The 18877-nt window shown below is 58.7% G+C and carries 18 protein-coding genes and 1 tRNA gene; 11 read left to right on the top strand and 8 right to left on the bottom strand.

The window, feature by feature from the left end; translation table 11 throughout:
* Window positions 1-315 precede the first annotated feature (315 nt).
* The 4 genes from ACQRAQ_RS08000 to ACQRAQ_RS08015 form a co-directional block, all read right to left on the bottom strand.
* A tRNA-Glu gene (locus ACQRAQ_RS08000) sits at window positions 316-392 on the bottom strand.
* A gap of 299 nt (window positions 393-691) precedes the next feature.
* A complete protein-coding gene (locus tag ACQRAQ_RS08005; RefSeq protein ID WP_427794486.1) occupies window positions 692-2869 on the bottom strand; it encodes a MurT ligase domain-containing protein in 2178 nt (725 codons plus the stop codon).
* 45 nt (window positions 2870-2914) lie between these two features.
* Window positions 2915-3958: a hypothetical protein gene (locus ACQRAQ_RS08010; protein WP_427794487.1), complete on the bottom strand. Its 1044-nt coding sequence runs from the start codon at window positions 3956-3958 to the stop codon at window positions 2915-2917.
* Complete coding sequence (locus ACQRAQ_RS08015; RefSeq protein WP_154517956.1) at window positions 3958-5034, bottom strand: hypothetical protein; 1077 nt, start codon at window positions 5032-5034, stop codon at window positions 3958-3960. The genes ACQRAQ_RS08010 and ACQRAQ_RS08015 overlap by 1 nt, the downstream gene beginning before the upstream one ends.
* A 500-nt stretch (window positions 5035-5534) precedes the next feature.
* Here ACQRAQ_RS08015 and ACQRAQ_RS08020 point away from each other — a divergent pair, with 500 nt between their 5' ends.
* The 5 genes from ACQRAQ_RS08020 to ACQRAQ_RS08040 all read left to right on the top strand — a co-directional run bounded on the left by ACQRAQ_RS08020 (window position 5535) and on the right by ACQRAQ_RS08040 (window position 10959).
* Window positions 5535-6749 carry an iron-containing alcohol dehydrogenase gene (locus ACQRAQ_RS08020; RefSeq protein ID WP_117794788.1) on the top strand — a complete coding sequence of 405 codons (1215 nt, stop codon included), beginning with the start codon at window positions 5535-5537 and terminating at the stop codon, window positions 6747-6749.
* 151 nt (window positions 6750-6900) lie between these two features.
* Window positions 6901-7968: a glycerol dehydrogenase gene (locus ACQRAQ_RS08025; RefSeq protein WP_427794488.1), complete on the top strand. Its 1068-nt coding sequence runs from the start codon at window positions 6901-6903 to the stop codon at window positions 7966-7968.
* A gap of 151 nt (window positions 7969-8119) precedes the next feature.
* Entirely contained in the window at window positions 8120-9373 is a 1254-nt protein-coding gene (locus ACQRAQ_RS08030; protein ID WP_427729133.1) for a 4Fe-4S binding protein, read from the top strand.
* 114 nt (window positions 9374-9487) lie between these two features.
* Window positions 9488-10564, top strand: coding sequence for a redox-regulated ATPase YchF (ychF, locus tag ACQRAQ_RS08035; protein ID WP_427794489.1), 1077 nt, complete (start codon window positions 9488-9490; stop codon window positions 10562-10564).
* A gap of 11 nt (window positions 10565-10575) precedes the next feature.
* Window positions 10576-10959, top strand: coding sequence for a DUF1648 domain-containing protein (locus ACQRAQ_RS08040; protein WP_427719441.1), 384 nt, complete (start codon window positions 10576-10578; stop codon window positions 10957-10959).
* A 9-nt stretch (window positions 10960-10968) separates the two neighbouring features.
* Here the strand turns inward: ACQRAQ_RS08040 and ACQRAQ_RS08045 are convergent, their stop codons facing one another.
* Window positions 10969-11358 (bottom strand): hypothetical protein, encoded by a 390-nt coding sequence (locus ACQRAQ_RS08045; protein WP_195838610.1) that lies wholly within the window; start codon window positions 11356-11358, stop codon window positions 10969-10971.
* Window positions 11359-11434: 76 nt separating this feature from the next.
* Here ACQRAQ_RS08045 and ACQRAQ_RS08050 point away from each other — a divergent pair, with 76 nt between their 5' ends.
* Window positions 11435-11653: a helix-turn-helix domain-containing protein gene (locus ACQRAQ_RS08050; RefSeq protein WP_427719445.1), complete on the top strand. Its 219-nt coding sequence runs from the start codon at window positions 11435-11437 to the stop codon at window positions 11651-11653.
* Window positions 11654-11970: 317 nt separating this feature from the next.
* Here the strand turns inward: ACQRAQ_RS08050 and ACQRAQ_RS08055 are convergent, their stop codons facing one another.
* Entirely contained in the window at window positions 11971-12984 is a 1014-nt protein-coding gene (locus ACQRAQ_RS08055; RefSeq protein ID WP_427719446.1) for an asparaginase, read from the bottom strand.
* Window positions 12985-13252: 268 nt separating this feature from the next.
* Here ACQRAQ_RS08055 and guaA point away from each other — a divergent pair, with 268 nt between their 5' ends.
* On the top strand, window positions 13253-14851 hold the full coding sequence (guaA, locus tag ACQRAQ_RS08060) for a glutamine-hydrolyzing GMP synthase (RefSeq protein WP_152068629.1): 1599 nt from the start codon (window positions 13253-13255) through the stop codon (window positions 14849-14851).
* Between the two features lie 505 nt (window positions 14852-15356).
* On the opposite strand, the gene ACQRAQ_RS08065 is transcribed toward guaA, so the two are convergent.
* Window positions 15357-15770 (bottom strand): helix-turn-helix domain-containing protein, encoded by a 414-nt coding sequence (locus ACQRAQ_RS08065; RefSeq protein ID WP_427729137.1) that lies wholly within the window; start codon window positions 15768-15770, stop codon window positions 15357-15359.
* Between the two features lie 135 nt (window positions 15771-15905).
* Between ACQRAQ_RS08065 and ACQRAQ_RS08070 the strand changes: the two genes are divergently transcribed.
* The 4 genes from ACQRAQ_RS08070 to ACQRAQ_RS08085 all read left to right on the top strand — a co-directional run bounded on the left by ACQRAQ_RS08070 (window position 15906) and on the right by ACQRAQ_RS08085 (window position 18140).
* Window positions 15906-16112 (top strand): hypothetical protein, encoded by a 207-nt coding sequence (locus ACQRAQ_RS08070; RefSeq protein WP_024963414.1) that lies wholly within the window; start codon window positions 15906-15908, stop codon window positions 16110-16112.
* Entirely contained in the window at window positions 16093-17172 is a 1080-nt protein-coding gene (locus ACQRAQ_RS08075) for a site-specific integrase (protein ID WP_241688558.1), read from the top strand. The genes ACQRAQ_RS08070 and ACQRAQ_RS08075 overlap by 20 nt, the downstream gene beginning before the upstream one ends.
* Window positions 17173-17174: 2 nt before the next feature.
* Window positions 17175-17546 carry a plasmid mobilization protein gene (locus ACQRAQ_RS08080; RefSeq protein ID WP_058985406.1) on the top strand — a complete coding sequence of 124 codons (372 nt, stop codon included), beginning with the start codon at window positions 17175-17177 and terminating at the stop codon, window positions 17544-17546.
* Window positions 17547-17630: 84 nt separating this feature from the next.
* Entirely contained in the window at window positions 17631-18140 is a 510-nt protein-coding gene (locus tag ACQRAQ_RS08085) for a hypothetical protein (protein ID WP_427729139.1), read from the top strand.
* Here the strand turns inward: ACQRAQ_RS08085 and ACQRAQ_RS08090 are convergent.
* Window positions 18122-18877, bottom strand: a 756-nt coding sequence (locus ACQRAQ_RS08090) for a hypothetical protein (protein WP_427794490.1), incomplete at its 5' end; no start/stop codon positions are given. The genes ACQRAQ_RS08085 and ACQRAQ_RS08090 overlap by 19 nt on opposite strands.

Raw genomic sequence — 18877 nt, forward strand, 5'->3', positions numbered from 1 at the left:
GCGAAGGACGCTTTGGAGTCCGTTTTGCCGCCGATTTGCCGGGGTCCGCACCCTGTCGGGTTCGAATCCCGGCGTTGGGTAGAAAAAAGCCCGTCACCGCGAGGGTAACGGGCTTCTCGTTTCAAATGGTGCCCCCAGCGGGATATCCGCGTGCGGCTGGCGCCGCCCGCCTTCGCTGCGTCGCTTCGCTCCTTGCGTGCTGCGCTGGAAAACGCTCACGCGTTTCCTCAGCTCCGTACCCTGTCGGGTTCGAATCCCGGCATATCGGTAACAAAAAGCCCGCTACTGAATTGGTAACGGGCTTCTCAGATTCTGTGGTGCCCCCAGCGGGATTCGAACCCGCGATATCCACCTTGAAAGGGTGGCGTCCTTGGCCGCTAGACGATGGGGACAGCGGGAAAGAGTATAGCAGACTTTTTTGTCGGCGCGTATATCGTTGGCAAACTGGAAAACCACCACACAGGAGCTGGCCCTCTCCCCCCGATCTTCAAAAATCTCAATCTATAACATCTGGGCGGGTAAATCGGCCTTATCTGTTACAGATTGAGACAAAATGCAGGCGTCGGGACGAACGTCTCAATCTGTAACAGTAAGACGACCTTTGGTGGTCTAGATGTTACAGATTGAGACAAACCGCTGGGACGGGTCAAAACCACCACAAAGGTGCCTGTCCCTTTGTGGTGGCGGGGCGTTAGGGGAGGAGCTTCATGGCGGCGTCGTGGGCGGCGTGCTCGTAGGTGTCGTCGAGGGGCTTGAGCGGCAGCAGGGCGGCGGCCTGTGCATCGCCACGGCGCTCAAGGGCATGGGCGATGAGCCAGTCGGCGAGCTCGGGGTTCTTGGGCAGTGCCGGTCCGTGTAGGTACGTGCCGATGACGCCCTTGTAGATGAGGCCCTCAAAGCCGTCGTCGCCGTTGTTGCCGGTGCCCGTGACGACAGATGTTCCGAGCGGCGTGGCCTCTGCATCGAGCAGGGTGCGGCCGCCGTGGTTCTCGAACCCCACAAAGGGCTCGGGTGCCAGGTCGGTCTTGACGGCGACGTTGCCTATCAGGCGGTCGGAGCCGCGCACGGTCTCGGCGGCGATGACACCTAGGCCCTCGATGCGATTCTCGCCCATATAGTACGAACGACCGAGCAGCTGATAGCTGCCGCAGATAGCGAGCAACGAGCCGCCGTCCTCAACATATGTCGCAACCTTGTCCTTTTGAGCGAGCAGCTCGTGTGCTACAGCCAACTGATCGCGGTCGGCACCGCCGCCCATCATGACGATGTCGGCGTCGGTAAGATCGAGCGTCTCGCCCATGCGGACCTCGTCCACGCGCGCGGGAATGCCGCGCCAGGCGCAGCGGCGCTCGAGGGCGATGACGTTGCCGCCGTCGCCATAGAGGTTGAGGGCATCGGGATACAGATAGACGATGCGCAGCGGGCGCGGAAGCTCGACCGGCGCAATATCGGTGGGGACGGCGCTGCCATCGGTGCGTGTTACGGCGCAGGAGGCAACCGAGCTCGCATCGGCGTCTTTAAGTCCGTCGAGCTCTTTGACCAGCGGCGGGAATGCCGTGTAATTGGCGACGGCGTAGAAGGTGTCATCGGCTGCCTCATCTGCCACGGCGCCGATCGCCTGCTCGATATTCGAGATGATGGCGGCGTCGATGCCGGCGTACTTCAGGCGCACCTGCATGTCGTGCGCGCGCGTACCCCCGGCAAAGGCGACAAGCCCTGGGGTATCGGCGATGCGCTCGAAGTCGACGTCGTAGATCCACGAGACATCGTGGCCGTCGGCGTCGTTGTCATTCAGGAAGAAGGCGCAGAGCCTGCCGCCTGCCGTTTTAATGGACTGGATCTGGCGATCGAAGCCTACGGGATTTTTGGCCAGGTTTGCCTCGACGGTACGGCCGGCAATCTCCCAGCGGCCCATGCGTCCGCCGGCGGGGACGTAGGCATCGAGCGTGGGCTGCAGATGCGCTGCGTCCACGCCCAACTCGCGCGCCGCAAAGAAGGCGGCGGCAACGTTGTAGACCATGTACAGGCCGTTGTAGCGCGTGGCGATGTGCGTTGCGGGCGCTTTTGCCTCGGGTCCAAAGGTCAGGTCAAAGCCGTAGCCGTCGCAGCCGAGCTCAACGCCTGTCACGCGACGGACCAGCGCGGGGCGACTCCAACCGCACGAAGGACAATGATAGGCGCCGAGCTGGCCGTACTGCACATAGTCGTACTCCAGCGGCGCGTTGCATTGCGAGCAAAAACGCGAGTCGCTAATGCGATCGGACTCGGTGCCCGTGGCGCCGTCGATGCCAAAGGCGATGCTCATATTGGGGACGCGTGCGGCGATCGAGGCGCAGAGCGGGTCGTCGGCGTTATAGATGAGCGTCGTTGCCGGCGAAAGCTCCAACGCGTGGGCGATGACGTCCTGGGTGTGGTCGATCTCGCCGTAGCGGTCCAGCTGGTCGCGGAACAGGTTGAGCAGCACAAAGTACGTTGGCTTGAGCTTGGGCAAGACGCGCACCGTGTAGAGCTCGTCGCACTCAAAGACGCCTACGCGCTTGCTGCTGGCGGCACGCTTAAGATCGCTGCGGCCCTCGAGCAGGGCACCCACCACGCCCGGCTCCATGTTGTTGCCGGCGCGGTTGCATACCACGGTGGCGCCGCTGGCGGCAACGGCGTCGGCGATGAGGTTGGAGGTGGTGGTCTTACCGTTGGTGCCGGTGACCACCACACTGCGGTCGACAAGGCTCGCGAGGTTGCTTAGCAGCTCGGGGTCGATCTTCATGGCGATGCGGCCGGGGAGTACGCCGCCCTGGCGCTTAAGGATGGAGCGCAGCCCCCAGCGGGCGATATCGCTCGAAGTGCAGGCGAGAGATGAGCGGAAGTTCATGAAGCCGTTCCTAACGTGAATGACATGGTCGTGGCGATCGTGCCGTTAAAAGCCATAACGGCGCGCAAATTCCTGGGCAAGCTGCGATACGTCTTCGCAAGCGTTGGCCCAGGGGGCAAAGTCGGGAGTATCCGAGATGATACCGTCGGCCTCCCAAACTGCCTGGTGCGAAAGGTCCCAGGGGTCGTGCGGCTCGGGCCGGCAGGGAAGGTACGGCGTCTGATACATGGGGTTCAGCAAAAAGAACGCGCCGCCCTCGCAGCGGTTGGCAAACTCACGCAGGGCGCGTGTCGCCGGGCGCATCTTGTTTGTTTTGAACAGCAGGATCGTGCGGGCGAGTAGGTACCAGGGGGAGTTCTCGAGGGCATCGGCCCCCATCTGCTCCTCGAGCTGGTGGGCCAGGGCAAAAAAGCCGTCCTCGTCTTCCAGGCGAGCGAGGGCGAGTAGCACGGTGCCGGCAGCTCGGGTGGGATAGCCTTCCGCCTTAAGAACACGGCGAGAATAGTTGACGGCAGCACGGTAGCGGGCGCTCGCCATGCACAGCTGCGAGATGGCCTCGAGCGTGTGGAGCCATCCGATAAGCGCCGGCTCGCTCACGGTGAGATCGGCCGCCGTCACGCCGTCTGCCAGCACCTTGTTGGCCCAGTAGTGCGGAGCCTCCATGTCGAATCCGGGCACGCTTTGCCGTAGGTAATCGGCTGTGGTCGCCTCGAGCTTCATCAGGTCGCCCAGGCAGGCGTCGACGGGCGTGTCCGCCAAAATGATGGCAAGCAGCTGGGCATCGAAGACATACGCATCGACGCGGACGATCTTGAGCAGCTCATCGCGCATATCGTCGAACAGGCGGTTGCGCGTCTGCTCAAACTCCTCATCGCTGCCCATATCCTCGATACGATGGAGCTCGTCGAGCAGGTGGCGGTGAACACCGGCATAGGAAAGCAGTGCCTGGGCATGCTCGGTCTGCGCATACTTATGAGGGTTGACGCTCACGTCGTTATGGACAAGATCGCGTGCTGCATCGGTGAGTTCGGGGTGCGACGCAACGTAGGCGCGCTCCAGGTAGGCGGGGATGTAGACGCTCGGATCCATTAGAGGTCTCCTCCCTTAAACGGCAAGCCCTGCTCGGCCGCCCGCAGGATGCGCTCGTCAATCTGGGAACGCACGATATCGTTGGTGGCGACCCAGGCGGCAAAGCTGGCGTTGTCGGGGGCGCCCAAGCCCTCCTGCAGTACCGGCGTCGCTTCGGACAGCGCAAGGACAAGCTCGTCGGTGGAGCCCACGCCCACGTTGACGCGGGCATAGACGCCATCGGGAAACTCGGTTTGAAAGTAAAGCGCCTCGGCTGCGTGCGGGCACGAGCGCGCAAGGATGCGCAAGTAGTGTTCGGCGCCCTCGTAGTCCAGCTCGCGCCAGGCAGCGCTCATCAGCGCGATGAGCGTCCACGGGTCTAAGTCGCGCTCCGCGTCCTTGGGACGACGGCGCAGCGGCGTGTTGGCAAGATAGGGGACGGAGTGGGCAGAGCGAAAGCGTTTGAGCTCCTCGGCGGGGTATTCGAGTTTTGCCATGGCGAGCATCGCAGTGTGGCGGACACCGGCCGGATCGTTGGGGGCAAAGTCCAGGCTGCGGTTTGCGGTTTCGAGCGACAGGCGGTAACGGCCGCTAATGAGGGCGCGCGACGCAAGGGCGGCAAGCCAGCGCAGGTAGGGGCGGCGTGTAAGGTCGCCTGCGGCCTCGCGCTCGTAGGGGTCCTGCGCCGAGGCGATCTTGAGTGCCAGGTCGTGCTCGACTTCATCGCGCTTGGATACCAAGTACTGTACGTACTCCTCGTTGGAGTTAGCGGTGAGGGCGGTCAACATGCGCTGAGCGTCCCAGTTGGTCGGGTCGAGTGCGGCTGCCTCGCGAAGCATGTTTTCGGCAGCGGTCTCTTCTTGCTCTGCCTGGGTATCGTCAGGGATAAAGGGAATGCGGTAGTCGACAGCCTCGACTACCTTGGCAATCAGATGTCCGGCGCGGTCGCGGTCGTGCACGATGAGCGGCGCGGGGTTGCGGGTGAATTGTTCCATCAGACGCTCTACGGCAGGGCCGTCGGTGAGCGGGATATTGTCGCGGCGCAAGGCCTCAAGAACGAGGCGATGGCAATCTTCTTGAATGGGATCGAATGCCATGGGGCCTCCTTTGCTGCGGTTAGGGTTCAAATGTCTCTATATAAGGTTCTAGTTTACCCGCATGAGGCACATTGGGAGTGCCGCACTTGGACATGCACCTTTGCACCACGAAGACGGATGTCGCACAAATGTCGGCACCTTGGACGACCGAGTGGTATCACGGTGCCGCAAACGGTCGATTATTGGCGGCGAACGGTGTGTCTTTTGGAGGGGCACAGTCCTGCCCTGGATATGTGGTCAACCTTGATAAAACGTTTGCCCAGCTTGGGAGTATGAATGCCGCATAAGGGTCTTCAGGGATAGAAAAAACGTTTCATCATTGTCGGCTTTCGGTAAATAACTGACCAACCAGAACGGTAAAATACTATTTGTCTGAGCGTTGAGACGTTTAGACATCGCGCATTGTCATCGCCGGCAACGCGCAAAACGGTCCTAACGGAGCCAATCGGGTGCTCCGTTATATACGCAAGTCTAAGAGGGGCTTGTTTAGGAGGCACAGTATGGGACGTTTTACCAATCCTCGCGATCTGTACTTTGGTGAGGGCGCTCGCCACGAGGTGAAGAACCTCAAGGGCAGCAAGGCCATCATCGTGACCGGCGGCGGCTCCATGCGCCGCGGCGGTTTTTTGCAGGACGTCGAGGCCGACCTCAAGGAGGCCGGTTTCGAGGTCAAGCTGTTCGAGGGCGTCGAGTCCGATCCGTCCGTCGAGACGGTCATGAAGGGCGCCGAGGCCATGACCGAGTTCCAGCCCGACTGGATTATCGCCATTGGCGGTGGCTCGCCCATCGATGCCGCTAAGGCTATGTGGCTGTTCTACGAGTATCCCGAGGAGACCTTCGAGGAGGCAGTCGTCCCGTTCTCCTTCCCGGAGCTCCGTCAGAAGGCTCACTTCTGCGCCATCTCCTCTACCTCCGGCACCGCTACCGAGGTCACTGCGTTCTCCGTCATCACCGACTACGCCAAGGGCATCAAGTACCCGCTGGCCGACTTCAACATCACCCCTGATGTCGCCATCGTCGACCCCGAGCTCACCTACACCATGCCCGCCAAGCTGTGCGCTCACACCGGTATGGACGCTCTGACTCACGCCATCGAGGCCTACGTCTCCACCGCTGGTTCCATGTACACCGACGCCAACGCCCTGCATGCTATCCGCGAGATCGTCGAGTGGCTGCCCAAGTCCTATCAGGGCGATCATGAGGCCCGCCAGCACATGCACGACGCCCAGTGCATCGCCGGCATCGCCTTCTCCTCGGGTCTGCTGGGCATTGTCCACTCCATGGCTCACAAGACCGGTGCCGCCTTTGAGGGCGACCACATCATCCACGGTTGCGCCAACGCCATGTACCTGGGCAAGGTCATCCAGTTCAACGCCAAGGACGCTCGCGCCAAGAGCCGCTACGCCTTCATCGCCAAGGAGATCCTGCACCTCGCCGGCGAGACCGAGGACGAGCTGGTCGAGGCTCTGGTCCAGGAGATTCGCGACCTCAACGACAAGCTCGACATCCCGCAGGGCATCAAGAACTACGGTGCCAAGGGCGTGAAGGCCGACGAGTCCATCATCGATTACGATGAGTTCGAGGCCAAGAAGCACGACGTTGCCGCCAACGCCATCCTCGACGCCTGCACGGGCTCCAACCCGCGCCAGCCGTCTCAGGAGGAGATGGAGCAGCTGCTCGAGTGCGTCTACACCGACACCCCGGTCACGTTCTAATCGGCACACATTGTTCTGATAAGGGTCTCGCGCTCTGTGCGCGGGACCCTTTTTCTATGGTGCAATCTAACCTGTCCTCAATGCGCCAAGTTGCCACAAGGGGACAGGTGGCTTTGCACCAATCGTTGTTTGATGAAGGGCGGATTCTCGTATGGCGCTTCCTATGGTTTATGGCGGTCCCGGCCGGTATGTTCAGGGGCCGGGCGAACTTTCGCGTCAGGGCAGATATTTGTCATGGTTGGGCTGCGCTGCCTATGTCTTGTTTGACCAGGGCACCGAGGATCGGCTGTGCAGGCAGATCGTCGATGGATTTCTGGACGAAGATCTAAGCGAGCCGTTCTTTAAGATTTATGACGGTCCGTGTACGGAAGATGCCGTTGTCGAAATGGCCAAGGAAGCCCAGGCCGAGTATTGCGACATGGTGGTCGGCATCGGTGGTGGCAAGATGCTCGACATCGCCAAGGCCGTTGCGTTTTATGCCGAGCTGCCGTTGTGCGTATGCCCCACGGCGGCTTCGATGGACGGCCCGTGCAGCGCGATTTCGGTGCTGTATCACGAGGATGGGTCGTTCGACCGCTATCTGATGCTCGAAAAGAATCCAGATTTGGTTGTGGTCGATACCGGCGTGGTCGCGGCAGCCCCGCTGCGTATGACGGTCGCTGGCATGGGCGACGCACTGGCAACGTATTTCGAGGCGCGTTCGTGCGCCGCGGCGCACGGCGCTAACGGGCACGGTGGCGCGCCGGGACACTTGGCCTTGGTTGCGGCTCGTGCCTGCTATGACACACTCATGGAGTGCGGCGTCGCTGCCAAGCGCGATCTTAAAAAGGGTCGTATATCGCCGGCGGTTGAGCGCCTGATCGAGTGCAATATTCTGCTCTCGGGTGTTGGCTTTGAGAGCGGTGGCCTAGCGCTTGCCCATGCCATCGCCAACGGCCTGACGATTCTGCCCGAGTGCAAGGCCATGCACGGTGAGGCCGTGGCATTTGGCCTGGTGGTGCAGCTTCGTTTGGAGCGCGCACCCGAGCTTGATCAGGTGCTCGAGTTTTGCCGGCGCGTTGGTCTGCCGACGACACTCGAGGAGCTGGGCCTTGGCGAGATTTTCGATGATGACCTGCTGAGCGTTGCGGACGCAACTTTTAAGAACGAGCGCAATATGGCTAACGAACAGGCCAAGGTGACCAAACAAAAGCTCGTGCAGCTCATGTGCGAGGCATAGCTTGGCGCTTGATTGACCTTGTGCAATCGAGTCGGCGATAGGCCATAGGCTATTTGTCTCAATGATGCGCCGCATGTAATTTGCCCGAGGCGTGGGCCGATGGCGTATCATTATCTCTTGCTTGTTTGCACTGCTCAGGGAGGGGCCGCGCATGGCGCAGGAACACGATCTGTTTGATGACATTATCGAGATCAGCAAGGGTTTCGACTTTCTTAAAAACCCACTTGGCGGCGTGACCGATGCGCTCGATCCGTCGGCGCCGCAGTGGAATCCCGCCGACTACAAGGAGCGTCCGCGCGGCAACACCATTCCGTGCCTGACCTGCAAAAACGAAAAGAGCGGCTGCTCCGCGTGCATGGATGTGTGCCCGGTCAACGCTATCGAGGTCGAGGAAGACTCCATCGAGATTCTCGACTCCTGCCGCAAGTGCGGCCTGTGCGCCGCTGCCTGTCCGACCGAGGCAATCATCTCGCCGCGCCTGGCGCCCAAAAACCTGTATGACGACATTGTCTCGGCGGCAACGAGCCACGAGACCGCCTACGTTACCTGCACGCGCGCCCTCAAGCGCATGCCGCGCGAGAACGAGGTCGTCGTTGCCTGCGTGGGCGATATTACGGCCGAGACCTGGTTCTCGGTACTGGCGGACTATCCCAACGTGAGCGTGTACCTTCCGCTGGGCGTGTGCGATAAATGCCGCAACACCGGCGGCGAGGATATCCTGGGCGAAGCGATTGCGAAGGCTGAGGAGTGGTCTGGCACGGGTATGGGCCTGGAGGTCGACCCCAAGAACCTCAAGTGCCATAAGCTTCGCGAGTACGAGCGCAAGGAGTACATGGAAAAGATTGCCCGCACGACGGGTCTGACGGTGACCAAGCTCAACCCGGCGACGGCGGCGCTGGCCTCGGTGACGCAGAAGCTGAAGGCCCATCGCCATCAGATTACCCAGCTGGAGCGCACGCTCAACACCATGTGCGGCACCACGACGGCAAAGCGTCGCCGTTCGCTCACGCATGGGCGGCAGCTGGTGCTTTCGACACTGCAGAACCATCCCGAGCTTGCCCAGAACATGCAGGTGAGCACGCCGGAGTGCGATTTTGACAAGTGCACGTCGTGTGGCGAGTGCGTCAATGTATGCCCCACGTTCGCCTGCGATTTGGTGGGAAGCGGCCGCTTCGCGTTGGAGTCCACGTATTGCTTGGGCTGCGGTGCCTGTGTCAAGGTTTGTCCCGAACATGCGCTCAAGCTGGTCGAACACGATGCGTCCAACTTGGTTGTCGTCGACCCCGAAGCCGAGGAAAAGGCCGCTCAGAAGGCCAAAGCCCACGAAGAGGCCCAAAAGGTAAAAGCCGAGGCGAAGGCCAAGCTCGACAAGATGCTCGACCAGGTGGAGAAGCTCGCGGACTAGCCAGCTACCCCAATCTCTGCTTCATTTGCGCCGCCGCGGTGTCCGGATTCGCCCGGATGCTGCGGCGGCGCTATACTTATGCAGTTTGAAGTACCTGTACCAAAAGGAGCTGTCGTGTCCCTTTCCATCGGTATCGTGGGCCTGCCCAACGTGGGCAAGTCGACGCTGTTCACCGCGCTTACCAAAAAGACCGGCCTTGCCGCCAACTACCCGTTCGCCACGATCGACCCCAACGTGGGTATCGTCGATGTGCCCGATAGCCGCCTGCAAAAGCTTGCTGACATTGTCAACCCTGGCCGCATTGTGCCGGCTACGGTCGAGTTTGTCGACATCGCGGGCCTGGTGAAGGGTGCCAACGAGGGCGAGGGCCTGGGCAACCAGTTCTTGGCAAACATTCGCGAGACCGACGCTATCTGCGAGGTCGTGCGCTATTTTAAGGATCCCAACGTCATGCGTGAGGTGGGTCGCACGGGCGAGTTCGTCGATCCCGCCGGCGATGCCGACACCATCATGACCGAGCTTATCCTGGCCGACATGGGCACGCTCGAGAAGCAGCTGCCTAAGCTCGAGAAGGAGGCCAAGCGCGACAAGGAGCTCATGCCCAAGTTTGAGGTCGCCAAGCGCCTGTTCGCCTGGCTCAACGAGGGCAAGCGCGCCGCGTCCATGGAGATGACCGACGAGGAGCGCGCCGCTGCCAAGGGCCTGTTCCTACTCACCATGAAGCCCATCTTGTATGTGGCCAACGTGGACGAGGACATGCTCAACGAGGACCTGGCGCCCATCGATGGCGTCAAGCCGCTGCCGATCTGCGCCAAGATCGAGGCCGAGCTTTCCGAGCTCGATCCCGAGGATGCGGCCGACTACCTGGAGAGCCTGGGCCTGGAGCAGCCCGGCCTGGACGTGCTCGCGCAGGCAGCCTACAAGCTGCTCGGTCTGCAGTCGTTCTTTACGGCTGGCGAGATGGAGGTCAAGGCCTGGACGGTGCGTCAGGGCGCGACCGCCCCGCAGGCCGCCGGTGTCATTCATACCGACTTTGAGCGCGGCTTTATTAAGGCCGAGGTCATTGGCTATGACGACTACATCGAGCTCGGTGGCGAGCAAGGTGCCAAGGCTGCAGGCAAGCTGCGCATCGAGGGCAAAGAGTATGTCATGGCCGATGGCGACGTCGTGCACTTCCGCTTTAACGTGTAAGGACGGCGAGCATGTTTAAATATGGAAAAAAAGCTGGCTACATGGGCATCGCGCTGCTGGTGCTTGCAGTGCTTCCGCTGGTGGTCGCAGCGTTTGTAATCCCCAACATTGGTCCCGAGGTGGCAACAAAGTTTAATGCTGCCGGTGAGGTGACGCGCTGGGGCAAGAGCTACGAGCTGCTGGCATTGCCGGTGCTCAACCTGCTGCTGAGCGTGGCGACGTACTTTACGGCGGGACGCCAGGCAAAGAACAATGAGGACTCCGCCGCCATGGCGCGCATCGTGTGCGAGCGCTACCTGCGAAACGGCTGCATCACGGGCGTATTCCTCAACGTAATTAACGTCTACTTTATGTATTCGGCGATTACCGGCACAGGCTTTGGCCTGGGCTTTTAGCTTGCGCCTTTAGGCAACGAGCCTGCAAGCATATTCGATGGCTGCTGCGAGGCCGCCGCTCGATCGTGGTTGAAAGACCACATCGGCGGCGGCCTCGTTTTCGTATCCGGCACCGCGAAGGCAGAGCGCGATACCGGCTTCCAAGAGAAGGGGCAGGCCACACTGGCTGGTTGCGATTACGGCAGCCTGATTGAGTGAGCAGCCGTGCGCTTGGCATTGGATGGCAAGTTCACCTTGCGCCGGGCAAGGGACCAAAACGGCGGCGACGCGACTTGATAGCAATGCAAATGCTGTGCGCTCATCGGGCGAAAGGCATTCTGCTTCAACGACGACGAGCTTGGGCGGTGCGCTGTTTGTGCGAAGCGTGGCTCGGTACATGCGGACCGAAGAACCCGACATAGAAAACTCCTGTATATTGGGCAAAACGTAAACTATAGTTTACGTTTTTGTTTTGCTCCATTTCAAACTCGTCTGCATGAACGAACATGCGAAACAGATTCTTGGCGAGCGAGTCGAGCGGACGCGCAAGGCCCTTGGTATCTCCAAGGTCGATTTTTGCGTGGCGGTTGGTATCAGCCGACCTTATCTCGATCAAATCGAAAGCGGAACGGCAAACAGCACGCTCGAGATTTTATTTAAACTTGCGCCCGCGCTTGGCATGACGGTGTCAGAGCTCCTCGAGGGCATTGAGTAGGCGTTTTTGCTAGATTTGTCGTTTGCTGAACGGGTCCCCCCGACGGCGGCGTGCAAAAACCCGAGTATTCAGCATCCCTCAATAAATTGACAGCAACCGAAGGCGCAAATACGATGCTTGCTGTTTTTGATTATCCACAAAATACATTATTATGAGGAATAATAGACGCGTGGGACGAGCCTATCGAACCGAAAAGCGATTTACAGCTAGCGGTTTTAACGTTTCCGGAAGGGGCGGGTGCTGAAAACTCCGCTTTTTGCACGTTCCGAGAGGTACCACGTGCCCCACAAGGCCCAAAGAGGCGGATTTTGTTTTAGCTACACCATCGGGATGCGGTCATGGTTGACCTGGCTGTAGAACAGGCGCTGAATCTCGGCCGCATCACGTGACTGGCCGAGCGCCCACATGGTCTTGGCCACGAGCGTTTCGGTGGTCATATCGTCGCCGCGCAAAATACCCGGATGGTCGGCGTAGGCGCGGCCGACCTCATAAACACCCAGATCGAGGCCCTCTTCGGGGACCTGTGTGGTCATAACGACGGTGCGACCCGAATCGACCCAGCGGAAAATCGCCTCTTGGAATGACTCGCCGGACTCGCCAAACTCGGGAATACCGCCAATGCCAAAGGTCTCCAGAATTACGGCGTCGTAGCTATCGGTCAGGGCGTCCAATATGCCTGGATTCACGCCGGGCGTGAGCTTAAGGACAAACACGCGCGAGTCGATACGGTCGTAGAAACGAACCGGGCTCTCATTCTGGTGGGTGCCGTGGAGCCCGTTGCGCACGATGCGGTCGTTGCGGATGTAGGCAATGGGCGGATAGTTGACGCTGATGAACGCGTTAAAGCTCATGGTGCGCTGCTTGCGGGCGCGCGTGCCGGCGATGGCCACACCGCCAAACACGATTGAGACGTCGTGCGAATGCTCGTCGAGCGCATAGAGCAGGCTCTGGTACAGATTGAGCTTGGCATCGGTAAAGGGGTTGCCCATGGGCTTTTGCGAGCCGGTGAGCACGATGGGCTTGGGGCTGTCCTGAATCAGGTAAGAAAGCGCCGCCGCGGTGTAGCTCATGGTGTCGGTGCCGTGCAGAATCACGAAGCCGTCGTGGTCGGCATAGCCCTCGACGATGACGTCGCGGATACGCATCCAGTCACTGGGACGCATATTGGTGCTGTCGATGTTCATGGGCTGCACGACGTCGAGCTCGCAGAGGCCCGAGATCTCGGGGACGCTCTGGGCGAGTTCCTCACCGGTCAGGGCGGGGGAGAGGCCGTTGCCGTCCTCGGTCGATGCGATGGTGCCGCCCGTGGCGATGAGAAGGATGCGCTTCATGTTGGTGTTCCTATCGTATTTGCCGCCCCAGAGGCGGAGTCGTTCGGTAGTATTGTGGCACAGGGTGTCCAATGTTCAAACGTATTACATCATCTGTAACGTTTGGTAACACTTCAATTGCCGTCAAATAGGGGCCCAGGTCGTGCGTTTGCCGTGCGCTGATGGCTGCGAGGGACGAGAAACCCCATATAACGTGTACACTATGAAAGTTATTCTCGTTTATTCGCGCGGGTGGGCATCGGCTCCCCGCCAACAAGAGGGGAAAACCATGGATCAAAAGGCTTCCGCAAAGGTCCTCGTACTCGACTTTGGCGCGCAGTACGGTCAGCTCATTGCCCGTCGCGTCCGCGACCTCAACGTGTATTCCGAGATCGTTCCCTGCGACATCTCGGCCGATGAGATTCGCGAGATGAACGCCTCTGCGCTCATCCTTTCCGGCGGTCCGGCCTCCGTGTACGCCGAGGACGCTCCGTCCATCGATCCTGCCATCTTTGACCTGGGCCTTCCCGTCCTGGGCTTCTGCTACGGCCATCAGATCACGGCCGTGACGCTCGGCGGCAAGGTCGGCCACTCAGAGGTGGGCGAGTACGGCCGTGCTACCATCACACGCACGGCCGGCGCCAAGCTCTTTAACTCTACGCCCATGGAGCAAACCGTGTGGATGAGCCACCGCGACGCCGTTTCCGAGGTGCCCGAGGGCTTTACCGTTACCGCCAGCACCGACGTGTGCCCGGTTGCCGCCATGGAGTGCCCCGAGCGCAAGATTTTCACCACCCAGTTCCACCCCGAGGTCAAGCACTCCGAGTACGGTCAGCAGCTGCTGAGCAACTTCCTGTTTGAGATCTGCGGTCTGGAGCCCAACTGGAGCATGGACAACCTGGTCGAGACCATGACGGCCGAGTTCCGCGAGAAGGTCGGCGACGACCGCGTGATTCTGGCCCTGTCCGGTGGCGTCGACTCCTCCGTCGTGGCTGCGCTGGGCGCTCGCGCCGTGGGCAAGCAGATGACCTGTGTGTTCATCAACCACGGCCTGCTGCGCAAGGGCGAGCCCGAGCAGGTGGAGGAGGTCTTCACCAAGCAGTTCGATGTCGACTTTATCCACGTTCACGCCGAGGACCGTTATGCCGAGCTTCTGGCCGGCGTGACCGAGCCCGAGGAGAAGCGCCGCATCATCGGTACTCAGTTCTGGAAAGAGTTCTTCGCCGTGGCGCAGCAGCTCGAGACCGATGGCAAGCCGGTCAAGTATCTGGCTCAGGGCACCATCTACCCCGACATCATCGAGTCCGGCGCTCGCAAGACGGGCGGCAAGACGGCCACCATCAAGAGCCATCACAACCTGATCCCGTTCCCCGAGGGCGTACACTTCGACCTCATTGAGCCGCTTGATCACTTCTTTAAGGACGAGGTCCGCGCGCTTGGTCTGGCACTGGGCCTGCCGGGTCATATCGTGTTCCGTCAGCCTTTCCCGGGCCCGGGTCTGGCCATCCGCATCATCGGTGCGGTCGACAAGGAGAAGCTCGAGATCCTCAAAAACGCCGATGCCATCGTGCGCGAGGAGCTGGATGCCTACAACCAGCGCCTGTTTGAGCAGACCGGCGAGCGCAACTCCGAGCACAGCTGCTGGCAGTATTTCGCGGTCCTGCCCGACATCAAGTCCGTTGGCGTTATGGGCGACGAGCGCACCTATCAGCGCCCGATCATCCTGCGTGCCGTCGAATCCAGTGATGCCATGACCGCCGACTGGGCCAAGCTGCCCTACGATGTGCTGGCCCGCATTTCCGGCCGCATCGTTGCCGAGGTCCCCGGCGCCAACCGCGTGTGCTACGACATTACGTCCAAGCCGCCCGCGACCATCGAGTGGGAGTAGTCGAAAGGCTATTTCGAGGCGTCGAATTTCCGTCCGCTGAGTACCGCAGAGTGTCGCAGCGTACGGAAGAAACGCAAAGCCCCCAGCAACTTGGGGGAATAAATTGAGCGAGATACCCCCGATTTCCACTTGAAATCGGGGGTATTTTTTATGCTTTGACCTGCTGTTTTAGGAAGTTTTACTCCTAATTGCCGTACAGGGCGGACATGGCGGCACCCCACGGACGGGGAGTAAAAGGTTTGTTGGGGGAGTAAATTGTCCCAGTCGCCTGTCCCAGTGGGGCAAAACGGACCCCAAAACTCAACTGAAACTCAACGGGGCGAAATATGGTGGCTTTTCAGCAAAACCGCAGGTCAACAATGGGGAGTAAAAAATTACTCCCCCAAGCGATTTTATCGGCTTTAACCCACTTCGAATGGTGGGTTTCGGGCATAAGAAAAGCAGGTGTTTCACTACCAATTGCGGGGGTAAAGCCACCTGCTCGCGTTTCAGTAAATATTTACTCCTAGAATTTGGCCTTCCAGTCGGCGTATTCCTCCGGCGTGATCTCTCCGGATTCCAGCTCGTTTCGCTTTGCGGCCCAGGCCTTGAGCATCTGGGCCGTCTTGGGCGCCTTCTCGGCAGACGCGTCGATAGAAAGACCAGAGCCATCCTCAGCGGGCACGATGCCGAACTCGTCCTCCAGCTGCAGAAGGAGGCCCAGGAGGTCTCGGGCGTTCTCTACCCCGAAGTCCTTCAGGGCAAGCGGGGAGATGTCGAGGGCTTCGGCAATGGCCTCCACCTGAGGCTGCTTGGGGGTCCTGAAATCCGTCTCGTAGTGGCGGATCGCACCCTCCGAGACGCCGATCCTCTCGCCCAGTTCTCCCTGGTAGAGCCCGCGCAGCTTGCGGTAGTACCTGATCTTCTCGCCAGTCGTCATCTTCCCTCCTGAAAATCTAAACCTCGTAATTCTAGCACCGTACGCAAACGTACGCAATTTCTTGACAGTACGAAAGCGTACGATTATGATTCGCTCATATCAAACGTACGTAATCGTACGATATTAGGAGGACAAATGAACCAGGAAGAAAACAGGCCCACCATGCTCAACGCCGAGCAGGTCGCACAGAGGCTGAACATGTCGAAAGGGTTCGCCTACAAGATCATCCAGGAGATGAACGAGGAGCAGATCAAGAAGGGTCGCGCGGTGGTCAAGGGCCGCGTCCGCTCCGACCACTTCGAGGCAAGATTCTTTGCCGGTGATGAAGATGCCCGTATATAGAAGCGAGAACGGGACGTTCTACTCCCAGTGCTTCTACCGCGACGGCAGGGGCGCGAAGCGGCACAAGGTCAAGAGGGGCTTTGCCACCGAGCTCGAGGCGCTCATGTGGGAGAAGGACTTCCTTGCTGTCCACAACGGCACCATGGACATGCTCTTCGCGGACTTCGTCGACGTGTACGCCACCGAGATCAAGCCTCGAATCAGGGAGCACACCTGGCTGACCAAGGAGTACATGATCAAGGACAAGATCATCCCCTTCTTCGGGAAGATGAGGATGTCCGAGATCAAGCCCATCGACGTCGTCCGCTGGCAGAACCAGCTTATCGACCACAAGGACGCCAACGGGAAGCCGTACTCGGCCACCTACCTCAGAACCATCAACAACCAGCTGAACGCCATCTTCAACCATGCCGAGCGCTACTACGACCTGACGGGCAACCCGTGCAGGAAGGTAACGAAGATGGGCTCGAAGAAAGGCGGAGAGATGAACTTCTGGACGAAGCAGGAGTATCTGAGGTTCTCGGAGGCCATCATGGACAAACCTCTTTCCTTTTACGCTTTCGAGGTCCTCTACTGGACAGGTATCCGCTGTGGAGAGCTCCTCGCCCTCACCCCATCCGATTTCATCTTCGAGACCTCGGAGCTCAGCATCACGAAGTCGTATCAGCGTTTGAAGGGCATCGACACCATCACCGACCCGAAGACTCCGAACTCCGTGCGAAGGATCGCCATGCCCAAGTTCCTCGCCGAGGAGATGAAGGAGTACCTGGAAGACTTCAGAGACGACCTTGGTCCCCATGACCGCATCTTCGACGTGACGAAGTACTACCTGACGCACGAGATGGAGCGCGGATGCAAGGAGTCCGGAGTCAAGAGGATCAGGGTCCATGACCTGAGGCACAGCCATGTCTCCCTGCTCATCGAGATGGGCTTCTCCGCGTTGGCGATCGCTGATCGCGTTGGCCACGAGAGCACCGATATCACCTACCGTTACGCCCACCTCTTCCCGAACAAACAGACCGAGATCGCCAACGCTCTTGAGTGCACCAAGGAGGGCTAGCCATGCCCTGCCCCAACTCTGCACGCAAGAGGTCGAAGACCATGGCTTTCAGGGTGAGCCCGGAGGAATACGAGCGGATCACCAATTTGGCCAAGTTGAGCGGGATGGACAAGCAAGATTTCATCATGGCCAAACTGATGGATCACGAGATAGTCGTAAGACCCTCTACGAGGGTCTACAAGGCCTTGAAAGACGCAATGGCGGAAATATACCAGCAACTGCTCAGAATCCGCGCAGGAGGCGAGCTGGACGCCTCAATGGAGGAAACTATCGGACTGCTGGCGAAGTTCTTTGACGGCCTTGCGCCAGCTGCAGACACCACCAGCAATATCGACCGAGAATACGAAAGTGTTTGGGATCTTGAGAGATACTAGGGTGTCCGTTGGTAGGGACAAGGTGCCATCGTACTCATCGTAAAAATCTTCTGGCATTGATACACAACGACAGGGGTTTGGCATATGAATTTCAATGCGTGCGTAAGGCCCGAAACCATCAGCAGCCCAACTAGCTTGGCGCATCCTTTTGGACGCGCCAAGCTAGTTATCCCCAATCAAAAGAACGATTATGGGAAGAATGAATCCGCCACGCTCGAAGACCTGTATGGGATGGAATTTGTAGCGGCCTACGTCCTTTGTAACGCTTACGCAAACGGTGAAGCGAAACCTCAGGCCGTTTTATTTCGATTTGAGAACTGCGATGTTCTGCTTAAAGTTAATCGGTGTTCAGGTTGTTTAGAGATGCAATTGGAAGCTCTTGATCTTCGAGCAATCCGTTATTCAGTCCCACTCAATCAAGATTGCTATTACTGGCAACTCGACTATAGTTCCTTGCATTTAACTGGGAATACCCTGATTTCTTTCAAGCTCAAACTGGACTCATCAAGCAACGATGCACAACGAGCTGAGTTTAACCTTGGAAATGGGAGGATAATCTTTGAAGCAAATCGCCTTTACATCATCGATACGTAGTAGTAAAGGACTTCGCTTGCCGGCAGTCTTTCCTCGTAAATCTCCAGGCCATTTTGAAGGTTAACCTGACTTGAATCAATTTTAAAATGCAGCCTGCTTGATCGCGTTTCCGACGGAAGGATCAATGCGGAACAAGTATCTAAGCAATACTCCTCACCGGTTTTTGGGTTGATTAAATGAGAAAGCAGCATCGTATACACAAGTTGCTTGTAATCAACATCGTCAACAGAAGAGTAGTACTTGGCATCAAAGATGCACTGCAACCCATCGTCTAAAAGATAGTAATCTGGCTCCATGGTTTGGCCGGGGCTTGCAATATTTAACGCATAGTATGCTTTATTAAAATCGGAAGGTCCCGTTGGCGAGTCCGACAAACAAAGTTGTCCATTACAAACTCCCTGAAAACGAGAACGTAAATACGATAAGGCAGCGCTCTCCCAGATTTTTTCAAACGAGTAATGCTTCAAGTAATATGGGCCGCCTATATTGGTCCCACTAAAAAAGGAAATGAGAGCATCAATCAGATCAATTTTTGTGTCAAGAAACGAGCGATTGCGTTCCTCCAATAACTTCCCGATAACATAGTCCTTATTCTCGAGAAGATTACGATTCGGATAATGAGAAAAGCTTTCACCCTCAAACAAAAAACCAAACCGAGAAAGCGTATACCCAATAACGAAAGACATACACTCCGTAATCAAGGTCTCAACGTTTTTTGTGGCCCTGTATCTTAAAGG

The organism is Collinsella sp. SGI.178 (genome assembly GCF_050313495.1).
Classification (GTDB): Bacteria; Actinomycetota; Coriobacteriia; order Coriobacteriales; family Coriobacteriaceae; genus Collinsella.

Bases quoted from the DNA above. Each gene is read 5' to 3' on its own strand.
- ACQRAQ_RS08050 (WP_427719445.1), top strand. From the start codon at position 11,435: ATGAACGAACATGCGAAACAGATTCTTGGCGAGCGAGTCGAGCGGACG.
- ACQRAQ_RS08015 (WP_154517956.1), bottom strand. From the start codon at position 5,034: ATGGCATTCGATCCCATTCAAGAAGATTGCCATCGCCTCGTTCTTGAG.
- ACQRAQ_RS08020 (WP_117794788.1), top strand. From the start codon at position 5,535: ATGGGACGTTTTACCAATCCTCGCGATCTGTACTTTGGTGAGGGCGCT.
- ACQRAQ_RS08010 (WP_427794487.1), bottom strand. From the start codon at position 3,958: ATGGATCCGAGCGTCTACATCCCCGCCTACCTGGAGCGCGCCTACGTT.
- ACQRAQ_RS08055 (WP_427719446.1), bottom strand. From the start codon at position 12,984: ATGAAGCGCATCCTTCTCATCGCCACGGGCGGCACCATCGCATCGACC.
- ACQRAQ_RS08025 (WP_427794488.1), top strand. From the start codon at position 6,901: ATGGCGCTTCCTATGGTTTATGGCGGTCCCGGCCGGTATGTTCAGGGG.
- ACQRAQ_RS08085 (WP_427729139.1), top strand. From the start codon at position 17,631: ATGAATTTCAATGCGTGCGTAAGGCCCGAAACCATCAGCAGCCCAACT.
- ACQRAQ_RS08065 (WP_427729137.1), bottom strand. From the start codon at position 15,770: ATGACGACTGGCGAGAAGATCAGGTACTACCGCAAGCTGCGCGGGCTC.
- ACQRAQ_RS08070 (WP_024963414.1), top strand. From the start codon at position 15,906: ATGAACCAGGAAGAAAACAGGCCCACCATGCTCAACGCCGAGCAGGTC.
- ACQRAQ_RS08080 (WP_058985406.1), top strand. From the start codon at position 17,175: ATGCCCTGCCCCAACTCTGCACGCAAGAGGTCGAAGACCATGGCTTTC.
- ACQRAQ_RS08045 (WP_195838610.1), bottom strand. From the start codon at position 11,358: ATGTCGGGTTCTTCGGTCCGCATGTACCGAGCCACGCTTCGCACAAAC.
- ACQRAQ_RS08040 (WP_427719441.1), top strand. From the start codon at position 10,576: ATGTTTAAATATGGAAAAAAAGCTGGCTACATGGGCATCGCGCTGCTG.
- guaA (WP_152068629.1), top strand. From the start codon at position 13,253: ATGGATCAAAAGGCTTCCGCAAAGGTCCTCGTACTCGACTTTGGCGCG.
- ACQRAQ_RS08030 (WP_427729133.1), top strand. From the start codon at position 8,120: ATGGCGCAGGAACACGATCTGTTTGATGACATTATCGAGATCAGCAAG.
- ACQRAQ_RS08005 (WP_427794486.1), bottom strand. From the start codon at position 2,869: ATGAACTTCCGCTCATCTCTCGCCTGCACTTCGAGCGATATCGCCCGC.
- ACQRAQ_RS08075 (WP_241688558.1), top strand. From the start codon at position 16,093: ATGAAGATGCCCGTATATAGAAGCGAGAACGGGACGTTCTACTCCCAG.